Source organism: Streptomyces sp. NPDC042346 (assembly GCF_055581845.1).
Genome location: NZ_JBVJEH010000002.1, coordinates 1,063,554 through 1,083,955 on the forward strand (window position 1 = coordinate 1,063,554; position 20,402 = coordinate 1,083,955).

Sequence of the window (20,402 nt, forward strand, 5' to 3'; positions counted from 1 at the left end):
ACGCTCGGCTCGTCAGTTGAACGCGTTCAAGTTCGTTCGCATCGGGGGGTGTCTCGTGACCGCGCTGCCGCTACTGGTGAACCCGGTCGTGATGATCGGCATGTTCTGGGTCGTACCGACGGGGCTCGCGCTCCTGGACGGGCCCAGGCCACCGGGCCTGGTGCCGCTCCGGCGGGCCTGGCCGCTGCTCGCCGCTCCCGGGGCACTGGCCCTGTGGCTGCCCCGCTCCGGCCTCGCGGCGGCGCTCGCCGCCGTCTACGCCCTCGCCACGCTGGCGCTCGCGCTCCAGGCCCCGGCCCGCCTCGCCCTCACCCGGTCCCTGCGACCCCGGGAGATCGCCGTCCTCACCGCGCTGGCCGCGCCTTCCGTGGCAGGACTCGCGCTCGTCGCCGAGCGGGCCTCGTACCCGCTCTTCGGCTTCGACCTGGACCTGCTCGCGCTGACCGTCCCCCACTTCCACTTCGCGGGCTTCGCCGCCGCCCTGGTCGCCGGTCTCGTCTGCCGCGCCGACGACGGCCCCACGGCCCGCTTCGCCGCGCTCAGCGTCCCGGCGGGCACGCTGCTGGTCCTGGCCGGCTACTTCGTCGACGACTGGGCCGAGCTCGCCGGGGCGGTCGTCCTGACCGCCGGCATGGCGGCGGTCGCGGTCCTGACGCTGCGCGAGCGCCGCGAACTCGCGGCCGGCCGGCTCACGCGCGCGCTGCTCGCCGTCTCGGCCCTGGTCCTCGTCGTCACCATGGTGCTCGCGCTGAGCTGGGCACTCGGCGAGGCCACCGGCCTGCCTCATCTCAGCCTGACGTGGACGGCCGCGACGCACGGCCTGGGCAACGCCCTCGGCTTCGCCGTCTGCGCCCTGCTCGCCCGACGCCGCCTCCGGACGGACCGGGCGGCATCGCCGCCGCAGCCGTCCCTTCCCCTCACCACCCCGGCTCACCAGCGAACGGAGCTCCCGGCATGACCCGCCTCACGACCAGCCTCTCCCACCCCGCCCGTCCCCGCCCGAGCCTCACCTACCGCGAGATCGGCGCCACCCGCTCCCCGCAGGAGCTCCCCGCGGACTACCACCACCTGCGGCACAGCACGGTCGTCGGCCACGGCCGCGCCGCCTTCGAGACCGCCGGCACCGCCGTCACCACCTGGCGCATGCACCGCGCCTCCGGGGCGACCGTCCGCAGCGAGGCCGTCCGCGCCGAGCCCGGTGTCCGCCTGGAGGTGTCGGTGGGGGTCGGCCAGGTCAGGCTCGGCGCTCCCTGCGCGGTGGTCTGGACGGCGTACGAGGAGTGCCGGACCGGCTTCGCCTACGGCACCGTGACCGGGCACCCGGAGTGCGGCGAGGAGTCCTTCGTCGTCGAGCTGGCGCCCGACGGCACGGTCCGGTTCACGGTCACCGCGTTCAGCCGGCCCGCCGCCTGGTACACCCGGCTCGCCGGCCCGCTGATCCCCGTGCTCCAGAAGGCGTACGCCCGCCGTCTGGGCCGGACCCTCCGGCGTCTCGTCAGGGCGTGATCCCGGGCCGATACTGGAAGCGATGGAGTGGTTCACCGCGCCCGACCTCTGGCTGAGCCGGATCGCGTTCCAGCGGGGCCTCGCCGGGCTGTACTGCGTGGCCTTCCTGTCGGCCGCCCTCCAGTTCCGGGCGCTGATCGGCGAGCGCGGCATGCTCCCGGTACCGGAGTACGTACGCGGGACCCGGCCCCGCCGCACCCCCTCGCTCTTCCACTGGCGGTACTCCGACCGGCTGTTCGCGACCGTCGCGTGGACCGGGGCCGCGATCGCCCTGGCGCTCGTGGCGGGCGCCGGCGACGCGGTGCCGCTCCCGGTGTCGATGCTCCTGTGGCTCGTGCTCTGGGGCCTGTACCTGTCGATCGTGAACGTGGGGCAGACCTGGTACGCCTTCGGCTGGGAGTCGCTGCTCCTGGAGACCGGCTTCCTCGCGGTCTTCCTCGGCAACGACGACACGGGACCACCCGTCCTCGTCCTCTTCCTGCTGCGCTGGCTGCTCTTCCGGGTCGAGTTCGGCGCCGGTCTCATCAAGATCCGGGGCGACCGCTGCTGGCGGAACCTCACCTGCCTCTACCACCACCACGAGACGCAGCCCATGCCCGGCCCGCTGAGCTGGTTCTTCCACCACCTCCCGCGCCCGCTGCACCGGGTCGAGGCTGCGGCCAACCACGTCGTCCAGCTGTTCGTGCCGTTCCTCCTCTTCACCCCGCAGCCGGTCGCCACGGTCGCCGCCTGCCTCATGATCGCGACGCAGCTTTGGCTGGTGCTCTCCGGGAACTTCGCCTGGCTGAACTGGCTCACCGTCGTGCTCGCCGTGTCGGTCGTGGACGCCTCCGCGCTCACCGGGGACCACCCGCGGCCGGATCCGCCGCTCTGGTACGTGGCCGTGGTCGTCGCGGTGACGGCCTTCGTCCTGTTCCGGAGCTACCGGCCGGTGCGCAATCTGCTCTCCCGCGACCAGGCGATGAACCGCTCGTACGACCCGTACCACCTGGTCAACACGTACGGCGCGTTCGGCACCGTCGGCCGGGTGCGGGACGAGATCGTCGTCGAGGGCACCGACGACCCGGCCCCGCACGCGGGCACGGTGTGGCGGGAGTACGGCTTCCGGGGCAAGCCGGGCGATCCGCGGCGGCTGCCGCGCCAGTTCGCCCCGTACCACCTCCGCCTCGACTGGCTGATGTGGTTCGCCGCGCTCTCCCCCGGGTACGCGCGCGACTGGTTCGGGCCCTTCGTGGAGCGGCTGCTCGACGGCGACCGCGACACGCTGCGGCTGCTCGCCCACAACCCGTTCCCCGACGCGCCGCCGACGCACGTCCGCGCCCGGCTGTACCGCTACCGGTACACGACCTGGCGCGAGCTGCGCGAGACCGGGGCCTGGTGGCACCGCACGCTGCTGCGGGAGTACCTGCCGCCGATCCGGCTCCGGTGAGGGACACGCCCCGGTGGGGGACGTACACCAGTGGAGGACGTGCCCCGGCGTAGGGGACATGCCGCTGCCCCCGGCCGGAAGGCGGACGGGGGCAGCGGCGTGCGGCAAGGGTTAGCTCAGGGCACCGGTTCGGTCGATGGCTGGGCCGACGACCCGGTCGACGGCCGGGCCGGTCACTCGGTCGACGACTCAGTCGATGCCGGGCAGGATGTGGGGCTCCGCGAGGTCGTCCTCGTAGCCCGCCAGCCGGATCGGGGCCGCATGGGCCCACACTTCCAGGCTTCCCAGCTCGCCGTTCCGGCGGGGCCGGTCGTGGGATTCGGCCGGCTTCGGTTCCTGCTTCGTCAGTTCGGGTGTCACCGCGCACTCCTTTGTGTCGCGTACCAATGGGGCCTTGGTGCCGTCGGTCGCGGTGGCGCCGTTCATCGGGCGGGACCGCGGCCTTGGTGGCAGGCCAGTCCCCGGACCGGCCGTGAGGATGGTGTGTCTCCTCGGTGGCCGACCGTGGACATCAGAGTAACCAAATGAGCGCGCCTGCGCTCTACCGGGCTCAGAAGTGTGATGCGATCGAGTGAATGAAGCCGAAAAGGGCGCCCTACCAGCAGGTAGAGCGCCCTTTTCCGGCCGTGGATCCGCCGCCTACCAGTTGGCGGGGGCGTAGTCCTTCAGGAAGCAGCCGTACAGGTCCTCGCCGGCCTCGCCGCGCACGACGGGGTCGTACACGCGGGCCGCGCCGTCGACCAGGTCGAGCGGGGCGTGGAAGCCCTCCTCGGCGAGGCGCAGCTTGTCGAAGTGCGGACGCTCGTCGGTGATCCAGCCGGTGTCGACCGAGGTCATGAGGATGCCGTCGGTCTCGAACATCTCCTGGCCGCTGGTCCGCGTCACCATGTTCATCGCGGCCTTCGCGGCGTTGGTGTTCGGGTGCCCCGCGCCCTTGTAGCCGCGGCTGAAGACGCCCTCCATCGCCGAGACGTTGACGACGTAGGCGCGCCCGCTGGCCGCCTTCTTCGCCGCGTCGGCCATCGCCGGGCGCAACTTGCTGATCAGGATGAACGGCGCCGTGTAGTTGCACAGCTGGGTTTCGAGGAGCTCCACCGGGGAGATCTGCTCGATGCTCTGCACCCAGGTGTTGGACTCGACGACGTCCGGCACCAGGCCGCCCGCGTCGATGGCGGTGCCGTCGAGGTGCCGGGCGATGCTGGCGTTGCCGGCGACCAGGGCGAGGTCGGCGACCTGCTGTGCCTCCAGGCCGCTCGCCCCGACGGGCAGCGCGGCGGCCGTCCCGAGCTCGCCGACCGCGCCGGAGTTGAACGCGCCGATGACGTGGTGTGCCGGGAGCTCTCCGGCGGGCAGCGGGGCTGCCTCGCCGTCGACCAGGGCGGCGTAGGCGGAGGGCAGGCGGCGCACGGTCTGCGTCGCGTTGTTGATGAGGATGTCCAGCGGCCCGGCCTCGGCCATCTGGTCGGCGAGGGCCACGGCCTGGGCCGGGTCGCGCAGGTCGATGCCGACGACCTCCAGGCGGTGCATCCAGTCCGCGGAGTCGTCCATCGCCTTGAAGCGGCGGATGGCGTCCTTGGGGAAGCGCGTGGTGATCGTCGTGTGGGCGCCGTCGCGGAGCAGCCGCAGCGCGATGTACATGCCGATCTTGGCCCGGCCGCCGGTGAGCAGCGCACGCTTGCCGGAGAGGTCGGCGCTCGCGTCCCGCTTGGTCCGGTTCAGCGCCGCGCAGGGCTGGCAGAGCTGGTGGTAGAAGTAGTCGACCTCGACGAAGCGCGTCTTGCAGACGTAGCAGGAGCGCGGACGCTGGAGTATCCCCGCGATCCGCCCTTCCTCCGTCACCGAGGAGGGCAGGATGCCCTCGGTCTCGTCGTCGATGCGCTGCGCGGATCCGGTGGCCGTGGCCTCGGTGACCGCCTTGTCGTTGGCGGTCTTGGCGGCCCGGCGCTCCTGGCGGCGGCGCTGCTTCACGGTCCGGTAGATCCCGGCGGTGGCGCGCCGGACGACGATCGCGTCCGGGTGGTCGACGTCCAGCTCGTCGAGCTCGTCGAGGACGCTCAGGCAGACGGCCAGGCGCTCGGGGTCGACGCCCGGCCCGTAGTCCTGGTTTTCTTCGGTCACCGTCATGGCCTTCGGGTTCCTCGTTCGCTCGTCCGTCGTCGCCGCCGCTTGCGGGCTCTCGAAGAAGCAACTTTACGGAGCGGGGGGCCGCCCCTCCAAACCCGTTCGGGGGGCGTGGTCGAAGACACAGTCCCCGCACAGGCCGCCGCCGGGACAGCGGTAGTAGAGGCAGCAGCTGGCGCGGCGCAGCCGGGGGCCGCGGACCGTACCGGCGAGGTCCGGGTGGTCGAGGAGCCCGGAGACGAGGGCGGCGGCCCGCTCGGCGACCTCCGGCCGGTCCCGCGCGCGGGCCCAGCGGGTGAGCTCGCGCAGGGCTCCGGCGAGGGCGGAGCCGGCATTGCCCCAGAGCAGCCGGGGCGAGATCCGGCCGTCGCGGCGCAGCGCCGCGTGCAGCGGGACGAGGTGGGCCTCCTGGACGGCCGCGCGGAGGGCCTCCACGGTGGCCGGACGGGTCGCGGAGCCGGCCCACCACAGGTCGTCGGGGGAGGTCAGCGCCCCGTCCCAGTACAGCTCGCCGGGGGCGAGGTCGGGGAAGCGCCCGTACAGCGCGGCCGGTCCGAGCGCGGTCGACCAGAGCCTGGCCGCGAGCCCGAGGTGGGCGACGGAGGCCCCGACCCGGCGCTCGGGAGCGCGGAGCCGGGCGGCGACCCGGTCCACGCGCGCGGTGAGGGGGCCGTCCTCCCCCGCGTACAGCAGGGCGAGGGGGCGGTGGGCCCCTCCGGCCTCCGGCGCGGTGGTCCGCAGCGCGAAGAATCCGCCCACCGATCCGCTCTCGACGAGATCCAGGTCCGGTCCCACGCGTCGACCCCCACTTTCCCCGTTGCCGTGGCGAGGCCTCCCGGCCCGCGCTTCATGATTCTTCCGCGATTCCTTCCGCGCCGGGACCGGGCGCCGGAAAGATCCCGTTCCACCCGTTCCGACCTGCGAGGGTGTACATCTCCGGTCGTACGCGCGAGCCGTGTACTGCGACGGCGGTACCCGGCAAGACCTTCCCTGGTACGACGCCGAAATCGCCCGGAAGAGAGATCGTGGAGGGTATGAGCCCCCTCCTGCTGTCCGTGCTCCTGTCCCTGGTCTCGGCGGTCGCCTACGCGGCCGCGGCGATCGTGCAGGAGCGGGTCGCGGCCTCCGCCGCCGGTCCCCGCTACGCGCCGCTGCGCAGCCCGGCCTGGTGGGGGTCCGTCCTGCTCAACGGTCTCGGGGCGACCCTGCACGTGGTCGCCCTCGCGCTCGGTCCGCTCAGCCTGGTCCAGCCGCTGGGCGCCCTCACGATCGTGTTCGCGCTGCCCATGGCGGCCCTCTTCGTCGGCCGCAAGGCCGGGCGGCGGGCCTGGCGCGGCGCCCTCATGGCCACGGTCGGCCTCGCCGGCCTGCTGAGCCTCACCAACGGCACGGACGCGCAGTCGCTCGCCGACGGGGAGCGGTGGCTGCTCGCGGCGGGCACCTCCGCCGTGGTGGCCGTCCTGTTCACGGTGGCGCACCTGGTGGGCCGGTCCGTGCTGCGCAGCGTGATCCTGGCCGCGGCGGCCGGCGTCTCCTTCGGCATGGCCTCGGTCTTCACGAAGTCCGTGGCCGAGGAGTGGACCTCCGGCGCCCCGCTCGCCGAGTGGACGGGACTGCTCGTGCTCTCGGCGCTCGCCGTGACGGGGCTGCTCCTCTCGCAGGCCTCGTACCGGGGTGCCGGTCTTGCCGCCCCGCTCGCCACGGTCACGGTGGTGAACCCGGTGGTCGCGGCGGCCGTGGGCCTCACGCTCTTCGGTGAGAGCTTCCGTTACGGCACGGCGGGCACCGTCGCCGCGCTGATCTGCGGCGCGGTCGCGGCGGGCGGGCTCGTCCAGCTCACCCTGGACCGCATGTCGGCCCCGCCGGAGGCCCTGTCGGTGTCAGATCCGGCCGGGAAGGCCCGGCCGGACCGCACGTCGGGGCCTGCGGGGTCTACGGGGTCGTCGGCGCCGTCGGCGTCAGATGGAGACGCCCCGTGCCCTGAGGTAGGCCAGCGGGTCGATGTCGGAGCCGTACCCGGGACCCGTCCGCACCTCGAAGTGGAGATGCGGTCCCGAGCTGTTGCCGGTCGATCCTGAGCGCCCGATGCGCTGACCGCTCTGGACCCGCTGGCCCTCACGGACGGTGAGCGCGGACAGGTGCGCGTACTGGCTGTAGCGGCCGTCCTCGTGGCGCAGGACGACCTGGTAGCCGTACGCCCCGCCCCACCCGGCGGAGACGACCCGGGCGTCGGCGACGGCCTTGACGGAGGTGCCGGTGGGGACGGGGAAGTCGACCCCGGTGTGGTAGCCGCTGGACCAGGAGGATCCGCGGGTGCCGTAGCGGGTGCCGATGTCGGCGGAGACGGGGGCGGAGAAGCGGTCCTCGTCCGGCGCGGCGGCGGGACGGGGCTTGGGCGCGGGCCGAGGGACGGGCTTCGCCTGCGTGTGCGTCTTCGGCTTCGGCTTGGGCTTGGGCTTGGGCTGCGCGGATGGCTTGGCCGCGGGCTTGGTGGCCGGCTTGGCCGCGGGAGTGGTCCGAGGAACCGGCGCCTTGGTGGCGGGGGCCTTGGTGGCGGGGGCCTTCGCCGCAGGTGTCTTCGGCGCGGGCGCCTTCGTGGCCGGGTGCTTCGACGGGGCGGCCTTCACCGGGAGGGCGGCCTTCATGGGAGGCGCTGCCTTCGCCGGCGGGGGCGTCACGACCCGCGGAGGAGCCGTCTGCGCCGCCTCGGCCGCCTTCTTCGGCTTCTTCGGTGCGGCGATGCGCAGGGTCAGCCGCTGGCCGGGGTGGATCAGGTCGGGGTCGTCGCCGACGACGGGCCGGTTCGACTCGTACAGCCGCTTCCAGCCGCCCTGGACCCGCTCGTCGCGGGCGATCTTCGAGAGGGAGTCGCCGGGCGTCACCGTGTACATCTCGCGGACCGTGGGCACGGTGGTCGGACCGGCGGCGCGCGGGGTGACCCGCTCGGGTAAGACGCGCTGCCCCGGCAGGGATGCGGTCGTCGGCGCGTTCCCCCCGGCGGACGGGGACTCGCCGCCCCGGGCGAGGCCCGCGCTCGGGCCGCACGCCGGCCAGGCTCCGGGCCCCTGGCCCTTGAGGACGCGCTCGGCGATCGCGATCTGCTGGTCCTTGGAGGCGAGGTCGGCGCGCGGCGCGTAGTGCGTGCCGCCGTAGCTCTCCCAGGTGGACTGGCTGAACTGGAGGCCGCCGAAGTAGCCGTTCCCGGTGTTGATGCGCCAGTTGGAGGAGGACTCGCAGGACGCGACCTTCTCCCAGACGTCCAGCGAGGCGGCCTGTACGGCTCCCGCGCCGATCAGCGGCAGCGCCATTCCGGCGCTTCCCGCGGTGACGGTGAGCGAGGCACGGTTGATCCTGCTCGGCTGGTGCCGGCGGTGACGTCCGCGTACGGCCATGGGCCCCCCTTGAACACAGCAACAGCCGTCCAAGTTAGGGGTGGCGCACGCTCCGTGACAAGGGCCTACGCGGAACCTCAACCGCTGTTCGTCACCTTCCCGTTGACGGCCGGCAGTGCCCGGCGGGGCCAGGCTGGGGCTGAGGCTCGGGTTCCGGTACGGGTCCGCCGGGCTCGGGCACCGGGCTGGGCACGGGATCCGGCGGCGTCGGTACGGGGTTGGGCGGGGGTACCGGCGGCGGGGAGGGCACCGGGGGCGGGACGGTCGGGGGCAGCGGATCGGGGAACGGGTGCGTCATCACGGACCTCTCGGTCGTCGGGATCCTCGCTCCCCAGGGTGACCCGGCGGACCGGCTCGCGCCCGCCGGATCCCGCCCTTCGGGGGGCCTGTCCTGCCCCCCGCCCGGGATCACCAGAGGCCGGGGGTGGCCTTGAGCTGGAGCTTCGCCGCGCGGACGACGTCCGCCGGAGGGACAGGGGCCTCGTCCGGGTGACGCTCGGCCCACTTGGCGGCGTACGGGCAGAGCGGCACGACGGGCACGCCCTCGCCGGCGGCGATCGTGTAGAACTCGCGAACGAGCGCTCCGGCGATCCCCTTCCCCTCGTGCCCGTCCTCGACGACGGTGTGGACCGCCACGAGGGCGTGGGGTTCGGCGTCGAGGACGAAGTAGACGACGACACCGACGAAGGTGTCCTCCTCGAACGCCTCAAGGCGTCCGTTCGTCCGGTCGTCGCGGATCTTCAGCTCGGCCATGCGGTGGCTCTCCCTCGGCTCAGATCTGGGCGGGTACGGCGTGCGGGGCACGGACCGTGTCGCTCCCGGGAACGGGAGCGGAGGCGTCCTCCCCGAGCTCCACGATGCGGTTGTCCGCGTCGACGTGCACGACACGCGGCCGGAACGCGCGCGCCTCGGCGTCCTCGACCTGCGCGTAGCTGATGAGGATGACGAGGTCGCCGGGGTGCACGAGGTGCGCGGCGGCGCCGTTGATCCCGATGACACCGGAGCCGCGCTCGCCCTCGATGACGTAGGTCTCCAGCCGGGCGCCGTTGTCGATGTCGACGATGTGCACGAGCTCGCCGGGCAGCAGATCGGCCGCCTCCATCAGCTCCGCGTCGACGGTGACCGACCCGACGTAGTGCAGATCGGCCTGGGTCACGGTCGCCCGGTGGATCTTGGACTTGAACAGAGTGCGCAGCACTGTGAACTCCTCTGAGACGGCTCCCTGCCTGCTTTGTGCAGGTCAAGGGCGGTCTCGACTGTACACCGGCACGCGCCGGACGATGTTTGTGAGGAACATCGCTCCGGCCTGGCTGGACGGCTTCCCGCCTGGGGTTTCCCTTCGCACCGGCCCCTGTTGGGGCGACCGTCCCGGAACGCGCGGGGACTCATGCTGACCGGATGCTGACTTACCTGATGATCTATCAGGTAAGCGAGAGACCGCTCTGCACACACGGACGACGTACGCACGCACACCACCGCCCTGTCGAGCACGGCATCGCTCCGGTTCACGGAACACGGCTCCTTCGGCCATCAGCCGGTCGACGCTCGGCCGCCTCGAAAGCCAGCTCGCTGCCTGCCACCCGCCCGAGGCCCCTCGGCAGCGCGGAACTCGCGAGCGAGGCGGGTCCAAGGCGCCCACGCCAGCCCGCCCAGCACGAAGCCAAAGCCACACGCCCCTGCGCACTCGCGTGCGCCGCTCCTCCCTTCCGTACGGTCTAGCCCGATGGCGAACCGCCCGCGCACACCGTGAAGGAGAGCTGTTGAAGCCGACCGAGGAAGTGCTCCAGGACCTGACTCAGCCCTCGAACGTCTCCGTGCACTCCGATGACGCGCTCGTCGGAAAGGTGAAGGCCGCCATCGCAGCGGACGACGAGAAGCGGAAGGAGAACGAGCCGCTCAGCCGGAAGCCCGCCCTCGTCCCGATCCTGCCGACGGAGCTGCCCCGGCAGTTCGAAATGACCCTCTGGGACGTGCTCCACACCCTCGCCCGGGCCACCGCTCTGTCGTGGCGGGGTGCGGGCCGGGGACTGGCGGAGCACTGGGGCGCACTCAAGTACACCCAGGCCCTGGCAGGCGGTCGCGACTCCCTTCTCGCCCTCACCAACGAGGGCTACCACATCGGTCGAGTTCAACCACGACGCCATCGCGATCGTGGAGCGGGTGTCCGATCAGCTCAAGACGAGCGTCTACAGCCGCGAGAACGTGATCTTCGGTCTGGTCACCCATCTGAACCAGCATCCGGACGACGAGACACGCAGGGTGGGCGTCCAAGCCCTCATCCAGCGACGCAGTCGCACAGTCTGGATGGACCTCCCCGACGCCGGCTATCACGAAGCAGTCCGCTGCCACGACTCCGGCATCCCCGTGCGCGTCCGCGGGGTGCTCAACAGCCCGCCCGGTGGATCCGCCACCATGCAGGTCGCCGACTTCGGACCGGATCCGTCCTTCGGGCAGTAGCGGCTTTTACGCCTCGCGGCGCCAAAAAGGCCCCTACCCTCACACCGGCCCGTCGGGTTCACGCTCCGACGGCATCGCGGGCAGAGCGTCTTCGAGGGCCCGCCGAGCTTCTGCGAGCTGTGACTCGGCACGTTGCAGAGCAGCGATCAGCTTCGGGAGCCCTGTGCGTGCGGCGGGATCGCCATCTTCACCATCGGTGTACGCCTTGAGGGTGTGCGCCAGCCGAAGGAAGGCGTCCCGCGCCGCTCGTTGTTCGTCCGGTTCGAGATGCTCCGAGAGCTTCAACCACTTGGCCTCCTTGTCGTCGGCCTCTTGGGCAGCAAGCGCGACAATCTCACCTACCACCCCACGGACGGTCTCCTCAAGGCTCAGCGCCACCCGAAGCAGTGGTGCTCCGACCATGTCGTCCTCACTGGGTTCACTCCCAGACGGGAACATCCGGTAAAAGCTCCAGCGGTCCTGGGGCTCGCTCAGTCGTTCCAATGCCCTGAACACGGAATCGAACGCGCGCAGCGGTGGAGTTTGGGATGGGAATGCCGTCCGGTGGTCCCAGAGCGCGAGGATGACGGTCGTCGCTTCGCGGCGTACGCCATCCGCCTCTGCTCCCGTGGCGTCCTCCGCCTGCACGATCAAGTCACCGATGCGGTGGGCCATCCAGCGGCCCAGGACATCACTCTCAGAGAGACTGTCGGCGATCTCCTTGCCAAGTTCGAGGGTCCGCTCAAAGCTCGCCGCATCTTCCGGAGTCATCGAAGAGGTAAATCTTGTAGGACCGTTCGCGTGGGGGGAGGGATTCGTCATCGTTTTGGCGGGACCTCGTCGTGTAGCTCTGCTTCTGGTCTTTGTGTGTACGGTCGATCATCACTTCGACGATCATGCTCTGTTCGGCCAGAGCCAGCAATTCCTGAAGGGCGTCCCGCTGAATTTCCAGCCGCCGTCCCTGAGTACCCGTCACACGGTCCGAACCGGTCGTAGAAGTATCGTCCCAGCAGGTGCTACGAAGAGCGATGTCATCAGCCCGAGTCCATTCGCGCATATCTGCGTCCGCTTCCAGCCCTAGCAGATCGATGACTTCATCAGAAGGCATATAGGGCGGGTACTTGATCCCTGCGGCCAGCGGATCCTTACTGTCCATCCCCTCACGCCCGTCAGGATCGATGATCCAACCGGTGAGCCGGAAACCTTGGACGTCGAACTGGTAGTCGCTGTCATTGGCATCGGGAATGCGGTAGCCCATGTACGAAGGGGCTGTCTGCAGGGCAAGTACCAGTGCCCTGGCCCTCTCGGGAGTGACGAGGGCACTACGGATCAAGACGCTCTGCTCAGCTTCATATCCCGCGTCATCGGAGCTTTCCCAGACTGTGACCCATCCGTCACCCGCCACGAGACGCTCACTGAAGTGCCTGCTGTTCAGCCGCCAGACCCAGTCGGCGTCCGGGGATTCGTTCTTTCCTCTCAAAACGCTCTGCGGTGAGGGGTCCCGTCGGTCGGCAAGCCACCTGCCGTCGTCTCGAGTGACGCGGAAATCACGAAGCCAGTCAGTGAACAGGTCCATGTCCGCCCCGCTCTCCCGGTACACGGGATGCACCTTGAGCAACTCCCCGGCCACGGTCCACAGGGCGTGAGTCGTGAGGTAGAAGTCCAGGTCGTCGGCGTCCGGCCGGGTCGTACGGTAGGCGAAGGTGCTCCCGTCCTTGTACAGCCTGAGGGTGTGGCGCGGGTCGTCCTCGTGGGTGCCGCGGTAGGGGAGCCGCCAGGCGTCCGTGATCGTGCGCCCAGCGAGACCTATGACGGTCTCCTCGGAGACCCCAAAGGCTTCGCCGAGGGGCTTGCACCAGTCATCCTTGAAATCCCAGAAGAAGCGAAAGTCGCTCGGTTCGGATTCGTGGGCTTCGTCCTCCATACGGCTTCGATTTCTTGCTGCTCGTTCCTCCCACGACTCAGTGAGGATTTCCGTCGGGATGTTGATCTCGCGTACGGTGGCGAACTCCTCTGCGCTCAGGATCTCAGGGCGGGACGAGGCGAGGGCCAGACAGATCCTTTTCGCGCTCTCCTGCATCACAACGTGCGGTCCGTCGTCGAAGAGCACTCTCCGCAGCAAGGGCTCGAACTCTGCAAGTGTCCGATGCGTCGCGGGGTTCTGAGCGGCCCGCGCGAGGGCGAAGAGCAGCCATTGACGGGCGTGCCGATCGTAGAAGGGCAGACGGGCATCATGGAACGGAGTCACATCGATCGTGCCGAGCGCGAATCGTAGGAGGGCGTCAAGTTCTTCTTGGCAGTTAAGTTCGGCGAGGAGCCTGACACAGTGTGCGGCCCGCCACCTGACGTCCTGCTCGGGGTCACCCAGGACTGCCCACAGATAGCCTGCGAAGCACTCCACGACTCCGGTCGGCCCAGTGGGAAGGTCGGCGAACCCACCGTCGCCCGAATCCTCGGGGCAGAGGTCAGCCAGCATGGTGCCGAAGTCGTCGAGGACAACCTGCGCCTGCTGACCGGTAAGGCGTGGGGCAAGCCGAGCTGCCAGGTGATAGCACTCCTCGGGGGGAAGCACGGCCGACTGCGAACCGAGTTCTCGAAGAGCCGTCGCGAGCAGATCCGCATCGCGCTCGTCGGCCAGACGAGCGAGTTCGGACAGGCCGATGGGGTCGTAGACCTTGGTGGTCAGCTCCCGACTGAACCGGGTCGCGGCCGTGTTCGCGAGATGCCTCAATTGCTGGCGCGCCGCTCGTGGCAGCAGCGGCAGAGCAGCCAGCTTCTTGACCATCTGCGCGTAGTCGAAAGCGTCGAGGTTGGGATGGGACTGGAACGCGGCCAGCATGTCGTCAAGTTCACGCAGGGGCACCCTTACTGCGTGGGCTATGACCTGCTCCATATACAGCAGGTGGTCGGACGTGCGAACGAGGTGGCGGGCCTGCTCCCAGCCTTCGGCGGTGGAGAAGTCGCACTCTGCCAGGGCGTCCTCGGCCTGCCGTGCACGAGCCGCTCGCGCTGCGTCCTGCTCATTGTCCGGGGTCCATCGGCCCGAGCTGTAACCGCCCGATGCGGAGAAGGCGATGTGGCGTTTGCCAGGGGCGAGCAGTGTTCCGGAGATGTCGACGTCCAGTTCGGCGGCGGTCCGGTCGAGGCGTTCGAAGGATGCGCTGCTGAAGCGTCGTGGCCGTAGGAATTGTCCCAACGTTCCAGCGATACGCTCACCGTCTCGCGGAGTCTCGCGCAGTGCTCGTTCGACGAGACGGAGTTCATCGACGCGGTGCTCGTCGAACGGCACCAGCGCTGCGGCGGTAACGGCGGACGGAGCGAGCGGGCCGGCCTCTGCGTCGAGCAGTGCCTGGATGAATGAGCCCACGGAGCAGAAGCGGCGGTCGCGCCAGCGGGACGCGACGGTCGTCGCGGTCGCGGCGCTCAAGCGGCCCATGGAGGCCAGTACCTCGGAGTGATTCGTTGCGTCCCCAAGGTAGGGTTCCAGGCTTTCGGTGAGTTGGGCGACGCGATAGGCACGACGGTCGTCGTCGTGATTGCCGTCGGATGCTCGGCGGGCGACGGAGAGGAAGGCCCGCCACAACGCGTGTACGTCGTCGCCCACGCGGTCGGTCAGATCGATCGCCTGGGTGAAGTAAGCGTGAGCTTCGCTTCTGTCGAATCGCTGGACGGCGCGAGTAAGTTTCACCATCTGCTCCGCCTTGTACTCGGCACTCTCCTTAGCCGCGTCGAGCGAAGCGGCCACGGATTCAGCGAGTTCGACGGCGATGTGCTGCAACTCATCGACAGGAGCCGCTGCTCGGACAGCGTCGATGAGGACCCCATCAGGAAGGTGCCGCTGCGCGCTTCGGTACCAGTCGAGCAATTGCTGGCGCGTTCCCTCGGACGAGCCGAAGGCTAGGATCCGGACGCCGAGCCCGGCAATGCCTCTGTGCAGGAAGTGGGGCACCTCCTCAAGGGTCCGGTGGGACGGGGTAGGGGGTACGAGTTCCGGGAAGAGACTTTCCGTGTCGCTGGCGGTTCCGACGAGGCAGTCGATCCACAGGCTCGCCCAGGCGCCGAGGGGCACGACATTCCGCTTGTGGTCGTTTGCGGTACTTGAGTACGTGTGCGGCTTCTTTCGCGCTTCCCGGACGTCTTCGCCGGCGAACTCGTCCGCGTCGAAGGGCTGTCTCCGGATCTTCGACAGCAACGCGAAGCCGCACAACAGCGTGATCGTGTCGGTGCCGCGCCCCCAGCGGCTTCCGGCTCCCCTACCCAGGTCGCCGGGGAGATTCAGCCGCAGGATCCGCTCGGCTTCCCCGTCCGAGAGAAGTCCGTGGCGCAGGCCCATCGCGACGATCCAACCGACCGCTGGAAGCTCCTTGTTCTCTGCGGAGTATCCCGGGTGCCGACGAGCGGAGACGGATCGGCGCTGGCGCTTCAGCCTTCTCACCAAGCGCCGCGCAAGGGGCGCCTGGCAGACGAAGTTGGCCTGCCAGGCGGCAGAAGCGACCGCGAGCTGAAGGTATTTCAAGGACACGGCCGCAAGGCCGAGAGCCTCCAGATCCTCGGTGCGGCCCGAGTCGGCAAGCCGGGTGGCGATGATCAGTCCGGCCTCGAAGGCCACCCAGTTGGGGCTCCACCGAGCAAGATGGCTGACACATGCTTCTACACCGTCGGTGTTGAGAAGCCCGAAGGCGACCTCGGCAATATCCGTCGCGGTGACTCTGTGCCGGTTCGCATCGTCGTCGTCCGACTGCTGCACCCATGCCCTGAGCCATTCCGAGGCGCTGCGCAGCCGACTGCGGGCGAAGTCGGTCTGGCCGGCGGCGAATGAGAGAAGGGCGCCCTCGCAGTGAAGATTGGAACCGGGCCAGTCGCCAACGAGGCTGCGGTTCGCGACGATGTCCTCGATCGTGACGGCATCCAGGAACTGCCCCGCCAGATCGGTGTTGGACCGCAGCAGTTGAAGGCGGCGGGAGTGGCCGGCGGCCAGGCTGCCGGCCTTGACGGCCAGCCGGGTTGCCTCCCACTCCTTTCCCACGCGCAGTGTGGCTTTGAGAGCGAACTGGGCCCGTTGCTGGGCGATCTCCCGTTGTTCCAGGTCATCGCCCTCGGGTAGGGCGCCGTCGGTCATCGCGAGTTCGACGAGGGTGTCGACCTGGCCGGCCTCCCAGAGCAGTTGGGGCAAACTGGCAGCCACGTACGGTTCGTTGGCGGCGAGCGGGGTCAGTCGGTCGATGAAATCGATCAGGGAGCTGCCGGTGGGACGGTACTTCGTCCGGAACCAGGTCTCGGTCGGTTCGTCACGGAACTGCAGCGTGTCACCGTCGACGAGGAGCGGGCGTCCGAGATCGGCCGCGAAGCTGTGCACAAGGGCGGCCGGTACTCCGCACAGCTCGGTCAGAACCTTGACGGGCAACCTCGGCCGGAGCGCAGCCAGGGCCTCGCACAGACGGTCGATCTCCGCGCTCAGGTGGTGGGCGTCTTTGCATCGGTCCACCATGTCCTGGAGGAGTTCGTCGAAGAGGGAGCCGTCGGGGTGCTGCCTCGCCTCCCCGAGAGAGACCAGACAGGACTCGATGTCCGAGGCCATACCCAGAACGAGGGCCTGGATCCGAGGGTTGCCGCCGGTACGCCGATGGAACTCGGCCGCCTGTGCCTCCGAGACCGGCCCGAGTACCGACTCAAGATGCTGCTTGGACTCGGCCACGCCGAAGCCCTCGAGCTCGATTCTGTACACGTTGGGCGGCGGTTTCAACAGATCGATGCGTTCGCTGCGGCACAACATCACGAGCCGCACGTTGTCCGGCAGCGTCTCGCGCAGCACGTCCGTGACGAAGGTCCGCTCCCCGCAATCGTTCGCGATGAGCGCCGCGTTGTCAGCCGCGTCCACGACAAGAACCAGGAGCGCCCCGGGAGCGGAGGCCGTGACAGCCTCCGCAGCGCCCCGGACCCTGGCCATGAACGCCCTCGCGTAGTCGGCCGGCTGAGCTGTGCCCACCGGGATCAGCGGATCGCAAAGGGCATGCGCAGCAAGCTCGTTCGCCAACTGCACCAAACCTTGGCGATGTTGATGGCGCGGTGAACTGGAACGCCGGTACCCACCGTTTCCGAAGCAGTCGTAGACGAGTGTGACCGAGCCGGAAGGCAGATTCGGTTCGATCTGTGTCGTGAGCACCGACTTGCCCACGCCACCGGCCGCGTGAACGACGACGGGCCGCCCGATGAGTCCGACGATGTCGTCGACGATCGCGCGAGTCTGGTCCGTCACGATGACATGCCCGGGTTGGTCGATGAGCTTGGGCGCGGGCAGCACATGCTCAGGTGGAACTCCGAGAGCGGCAAGTACCGTGGAGCGTTCAACGACGTGGTTCGCCTCGAGCGAGGTCGCGCGTCTGGTGATCATCTCCTTCAGCAGCAGGGGCTGCACATCCGGCGCACCGGGAAGAAGACCGGTCAAGTCCAGCCGGAACAGCCCTTCGAGCCGCAGAAGGCCCGGGGCCGTGGCATCCACCTCTAGGCGACTGAAGAACACGGCTTCACCGGCTACATCGTCGGAGAAGTCCGCATACTGCCTGAGGTACTTGACTTCGTGCGCATACTTACCGGGCTCTCCACCGGCTGCCAGGACCTCGATCGCTCGAAGCACGGACTCGCGGACCGGTCGGTTGGAAAGGAACTCGAAGGTCACCTTCTCTTCGAGCCCCGGGGACTCCTGACGAATCTGCCTGAACTTCTCCGCGAACCCCTTGACCGTCTTCGAGAGACCCGACACAGTCCACTCCTCCGTGGCCTGTACGGTCGAGTGCTTCAGCTGCCGGTACACCACACGGTTGGCCTCGTGAAGGCCGGTCGCACCGTAGTACTCGGCGATGTCGACTACGTCCTCGCCAGCTTCGCCCTGGGTGTCGTCGGGCGACACACCCTCGACAGCGATCGCGGTCAGATCGGCGTCGGGAAGCAGTAGTTTCAGCGCCTGGCGAGCCGCCCAGTGGTAATGGAACTGATCACCGTCCCGGCTGGCACGCAGAAGATCGGTGTCAGGCATACCCACTCCCGACAGTCTTCACAGCGATGGAAGGGGGCAAGGGACTCCTCACATCACAGCAGACCAAGACGGTGTAAGCGCACATACATTACCCACCCCTCTCGGACTCGGGCAACGCATCCACTGGCGCACCCTGCCTTCGGCTCCGGCGGGCGGCATAAGCCAGGGCCAGATACCCCGACCCCCGACCCCGTCCTCCAGACCGTGCTGATCACCCTCAGCACGGACGATGCCGGCAGACGACGAACCTTTAGACAGGCTCCTGCCCTGCCTACGGCAGCCACTCAGCGTGCACACGGCCGCGCCCGAGTTGGACTGGCTCCCCCCTCGCCTGTGGCCGCAGCTCGGGTCATCTCTGGGGAGAATTTGGGGAGCACGAGCAGCTCTGGGGAGAGCGTGGGGAGAATCGACTACCCAAGCGGGTACGAGCCTGAAAGAACGCGAAAGAAGGATCAACGCAGGCCAGGTACCTGATCGCTCACATTCCTGCAGGTCAGGGCCACCTGGATGATGACTTCAAGAAGATCTCCTCGCCCTTGTAGACCATGCGGCCCCTACGCGCTCGTCAGGCTGCTTCCCAGAGGCCGGCGTCGAGGATCCGGGCGGCCTTGGTGATGCTGCCCGGCATCAGGTGGCGGTAGGTGCGGTACGTCTCCTCGATGGACTTGTGGCCCATCCATTCCGCGACGTCGGTGATGGGGATGCCGTTGCCGAGGGCGTTGGAGGCGAAGTAGTGCCGGAAGCCGTACATCCCCACCCCCACCTCCGGCGGAAAGTCGGCGAAGAGTTTCCTCACCCGGCGCCGCTCCATGCCTTCGGTGAAGTAGCCGCCCGGACCGCGCAGCAGGTAGCCGTCCTTCGTGGTGCCGTGCTTTTCCTCGTACCGCTCGATCGTCTCGCGGACCGACCGCGGCAGGGGCACCTCCCGGAACTCCCCCGTCTTGCGGTGTTTCAGCTTCGCCGGCTTCAGCGTGTTGGAGTGGATCTGCTCGCGCACCCGGTAGACGTCCTGCGCCACGACATTGTTGACGTTCACCGCCCGCGCCTCACCGTTGCGCAGGCCACAGCCGGCCATCATGACGATCTCCAGCGCCAGGTCCTCGTCGGCGACGGCCAGTGCTTTCGTCACGTAGGCGAGAGAGGGAATGGCAACCGTTCCCCGAACGTATTCGGGCTCCTGGACCCCCTTCACCGGGTCGTCCGCCATGGCCCCCTTGGTGTAGGCGTCCCGCAGGATGGTCTTGAGGACCCGGAAGATGTTCACCTGGTTCCCGCGGCCGACCCCGTCGTTCTCCATCTCGTCCAGGAAGCGTTCGACCACCATGGGCGTGACCGAGTTCAGCTTCCGTGACCCCAGACGCGGGACGATGTGCACGTTGATCGAGCTGTCGACGTGCTCGCCGGTGGAGTAGTCGGTCATCTTGCGCTGCCGGGGCCGCCACTGCTTCGCGTACTCCTCCACCGTCAGCTGCCCCAGTTCCCGGCGGGCCACCGCCACCGACGGCGCCGTCGTCTTCTTCTCCGCGTAGAGCTGCGTGAGACGTTCGATCGCCTCGTCCTGCGTGCCGTAACCGGACTCCTCGCGCTGCTTGCCGAGAGCGTCCCGGAAGCGGATCGAGTACGGGTGCGGGCAGCGGGTGGGCTTGGCGCAGTCGCAGTCCTTGAAGAAGGACCCCATGCCGCGGGCGAGCTGTCGGGCCATGTCACGCACCATCCGTTCCAGCCCAAGAATCTGCTCAGGCGCCGCACTGTCGGTCGCAGGTCAGCAAGCGGGACACGTGCGGGACGCATGCTGACCGTTTGCTGACCTGAGGGGGGCACATGATGCCCCTGACCTGCGGCGACGCCAAATAGTTAGATCTTGGACTTGAACATCGTACGTATCATCGAGGCACTCCTGGACATAGGCTCCCTGCCTGCGTTTTTGCAGGTCAAGGGCTGTTTGCTCACCCTAAAACGAGTCGCATGTCCGGTCAGCTTTCCGCAGGTCTTTCAGGACTCACGCTGACCACTTGCCGACTTTTCTGACGCTTCGCCAGGTGGCATTGGGAAGACTCCACTCGCCCTCCCGGGCTCCACCCCGACGACTCCCCAAGCCTACGCAGCTCTCCCTCGCGGGTATCCGTGATCACCGTCACGCCGACGAGCTGACAGCGGTTGCACGCCCCCGCGACTACCGGTGAAGGGCACCGGCAGGGGCCGGCCGGGAGGAGGCGGGTCAGCGGACCGTCGAGACGGCCCGCGCGGGCATGCCGGATCAGGGCGCCGGGACCGGCGACGACGTTGTAGAGCAGATTCGTGGGTGTCACCGCGGGGGACGGCACGCCCAGGACGCTGACCTGCACCGGCAGCAGGAATACCGCGCCGGACACCCCGGCCGGGGCCGTCACCGCCGAGATCACCAGACCGGCCGCGAACCCCAGCGGTCCCGAGGGCCAGTTCACCGCACATCTGTCTCGGAGATCACCGGTCAAGTATTGGCAGG

At 69.1% G+C, this 20,402-nt stretch carries 14 protein-coding genes and 1 pseudogene; 5 read left to right on the forward strand and 10 right to left on the reverse strand.

Annotated features, from left to right (window positions below; translation table 11 throughout):
* Positions 1-64 precede the first annotated feature (64 nt).
* The 3 genes from ACZ6K0_RS13330 to ACZ6K0_RS13340 are packed head-to-tail and all read left to right on the forward strand — an operon-like array spanning position 65 to position 2,935.
* Complete coding sequence (locus ACZ6K0_RS13330) at positions 65-958, forward strand: YndJ family protein (protein WP_469232224.1); 894 nt, start codon at positions 65-67, stop codon at positions 956-958.
* A complete protein-coding gene (locus ACZ6K0_RS13335; protein ID WP_376409838.1) occupies positions 955-1,506 on the forward strand; it encodes a DUF1990 family protein in 552 nt (183 codons plus the stop codon). The genes ACZ6K0_RS13330 and ACZ6K0_RS13335 overlap by 4 nt, the downstream gene beginning before the upstream one ends.
* Before the next feature lie 22 nt (positions 1,507-1,528).
* On the forward strand, positions 1,529-2,935 hold the full coding sequence (locus ACZ6K0_RS13340) for a lipase maturation factor family protein (protein WP_376409840.1): 1,407 nt from the start codon (positions 1,529-1,531) through the stop codon (positions 2,933-2,935).
* Between the two features lie 189 nt (positions 2,936-3,124).
* Here ACZ6K0_RS13340 and ACZ6K0_RS13345 read toward each other — a convergent pair whose 3' ends face one another.
* The 3 genes from ACZ6K0_RS13345 to ACZ6K0_RS13355 form a co-directional block, all read right to left on the reverse strand.
* Positions 3,125-3,295: a hypothetical protein gene (locus ACZ6K0_RS13345; RefSeq protein ID WP_376409843.1), complete on the reverse strand. Its 171-nt coding sequence runs from the start codon at positions 3,293-3,295 to the stop codon at positions 3,125-3,127.
* Between the two features lie 279 nt (positions 3,296-3,574).
* A complete protein-coding gene (locus ACZ6K0_RS13350) occupies positions 3,575-5,059 on the reverse strand; it encodes an SDR family NAD(P)-dependent oxidoreductase (protein WP_376409845.1) in 1,485 nt (494 codons plus the stop codon).
* A 66-nt stretch (positions 5,060-5,125) separates the two neighbouring features.
* Positions 5,126-5,839 (reverse strand): (2Fe-2S)-binding protein, encoded by a 714-nt coding sequence (locus tag ACZ6K0_RS13355; protein WP_376410210.1) that lies wholly within the window; start codon positions 5,837-5,839, stop codon positions 5,126-5,128.
* Between the two features lie 251 nt (positions 5,840-6,090).
* On the opposite strand from ACZ6K0_RS13355, the gene ACZ6K0_RS13360 reads away from it, so the two are divergent.
* Complete coding sequence (locus tag ACZ6K0_RS13360) at positions 6,091-7,134, forward strand: DMT family transporter (RefSeq protein ID WP_376409848.1); 1,044 nt, start codon at positions 6,091-6,093, stop codon at positions 7,132-7,134.
* Here ACZ6K0_RS13360 and ACZ6K0_RS13365 read toward each other — a convergent pair.
* The 3 genes from ACZ6K0_RS13365 to panD form a co-directional block, all read right to left on the reverse strand.
* Positions 7,015-8,448, reverse strand: a complete 1,434-nt coding sequence (locus ACZ6K0_RS13365; RefSeq protein WP_469232119.1) for a transglycosylase family protein — start codon at positions 8,446-8,448, stop codon at positions 7,015-7,017. The two genes, ACZ6K0_RS13360 and ACZ6K0_RS13365, sit on opposite strands and share 120 nt — an antisense overlap.
* 408 nt (positions 8,449-8,856) lie before the next feature.
* Positions 8,857-9,201 carry a GNAT family N-acetyltransferase gene (locus ACZ6K0_RS13370; protein ID WP_361971774.1) on the reverse strand — a complete coding sequence of 115 codons (345 nt, stop codon included), beginning with the start codon at positions 9,199-9,201 and terminating at the stop codon, positions 8,857-8,859.
* Positions 9,202-9,220: 19 nt separating this feature from the next.
* The gene (gene panD / locus ACZ6K0_RS13375; protein WP_314614239.1) at positions 9,221-9,646 is read right to left on the reverse strand and encodes an aspartate 1-decarboxylase; all 426 of its coding nucleotides are present in this window, start codon (positions 9,644-9,646) and stop codon (positions 9,221-9,223) included.
* 962 nt (positions 9,647-10,608) lie between these two features.
* Between panD and ACZ6K0_RS13380 the strand changes: the two genes are divergently transcribed.
* On the forward strand, positions 10,609-10,905 hold the full coding sequence (locus ACZ6K0_RS13380; protein WP_469232121.1) for a hypothetical protein: 297 nt from the start codon (positions 10,609-10,611) through the stop codon (positions 10,903-10,905).
* Between the two features lie 39 nt (positions 10,906-10,944).
* Here the strand turns inward: ACZ6K0_RS13380 and ACZ6K0_RS13385 are convergent, their stop codons facing one another.
* The 4 genes and pseudogenes from ACZ6K0_RS13385 to ACZ6K0_RS13400 form a co-directional block, all read right to left on the reverse strand.
* On the reverse strand, positions 10,945-11,655 hold the full coding sequence (locus ACZ6K0_RS13385) for a hypothetical protein (RefSeq protein WP_469232125.1): 711 nt from the start codon (positions 11,653-11,655) through the stop codon (positions 10,945-10,947).
* Positions 11,627-17,917, reverse strand: a complete 6,291-nt coding sequence (locus ACZ6K0_RS13390; RefSeq protein WP_469232127.1) for a hypothetical protein — start codon at positions 17,915-17,917, stop codon at positions 11,627-11,629. Before ACZ6K0_RS13390 ends, ACZ6K0_RS13385 begins: the two co-directional genes overlap by 29 nt.
* 565 nt (positions 17,918-18,482) lie before the next feature.
* Positions 18,483-19,595: a tyrosine-type recombinase/integrase gene (locus ACZ6K0_RS13395; protein WP_469232226.1), complete on the reverse strand. Its 1,113-nt coding sequence runs from the start codon at positions 19,593-19,595 to the stop codon at positions 18,483-18,485.
* Positions 19,596-20,115: 520 nt separating this feature from the next.
* Positions 20,116-20,361, reverse strand: a pseudogene (locus tag ACZ6K0_RS13400) (TSUP family transporter); the annotation flags it as partial.
* Positions 20,362-20,402 lie beyond the last annotated feature (41 nt).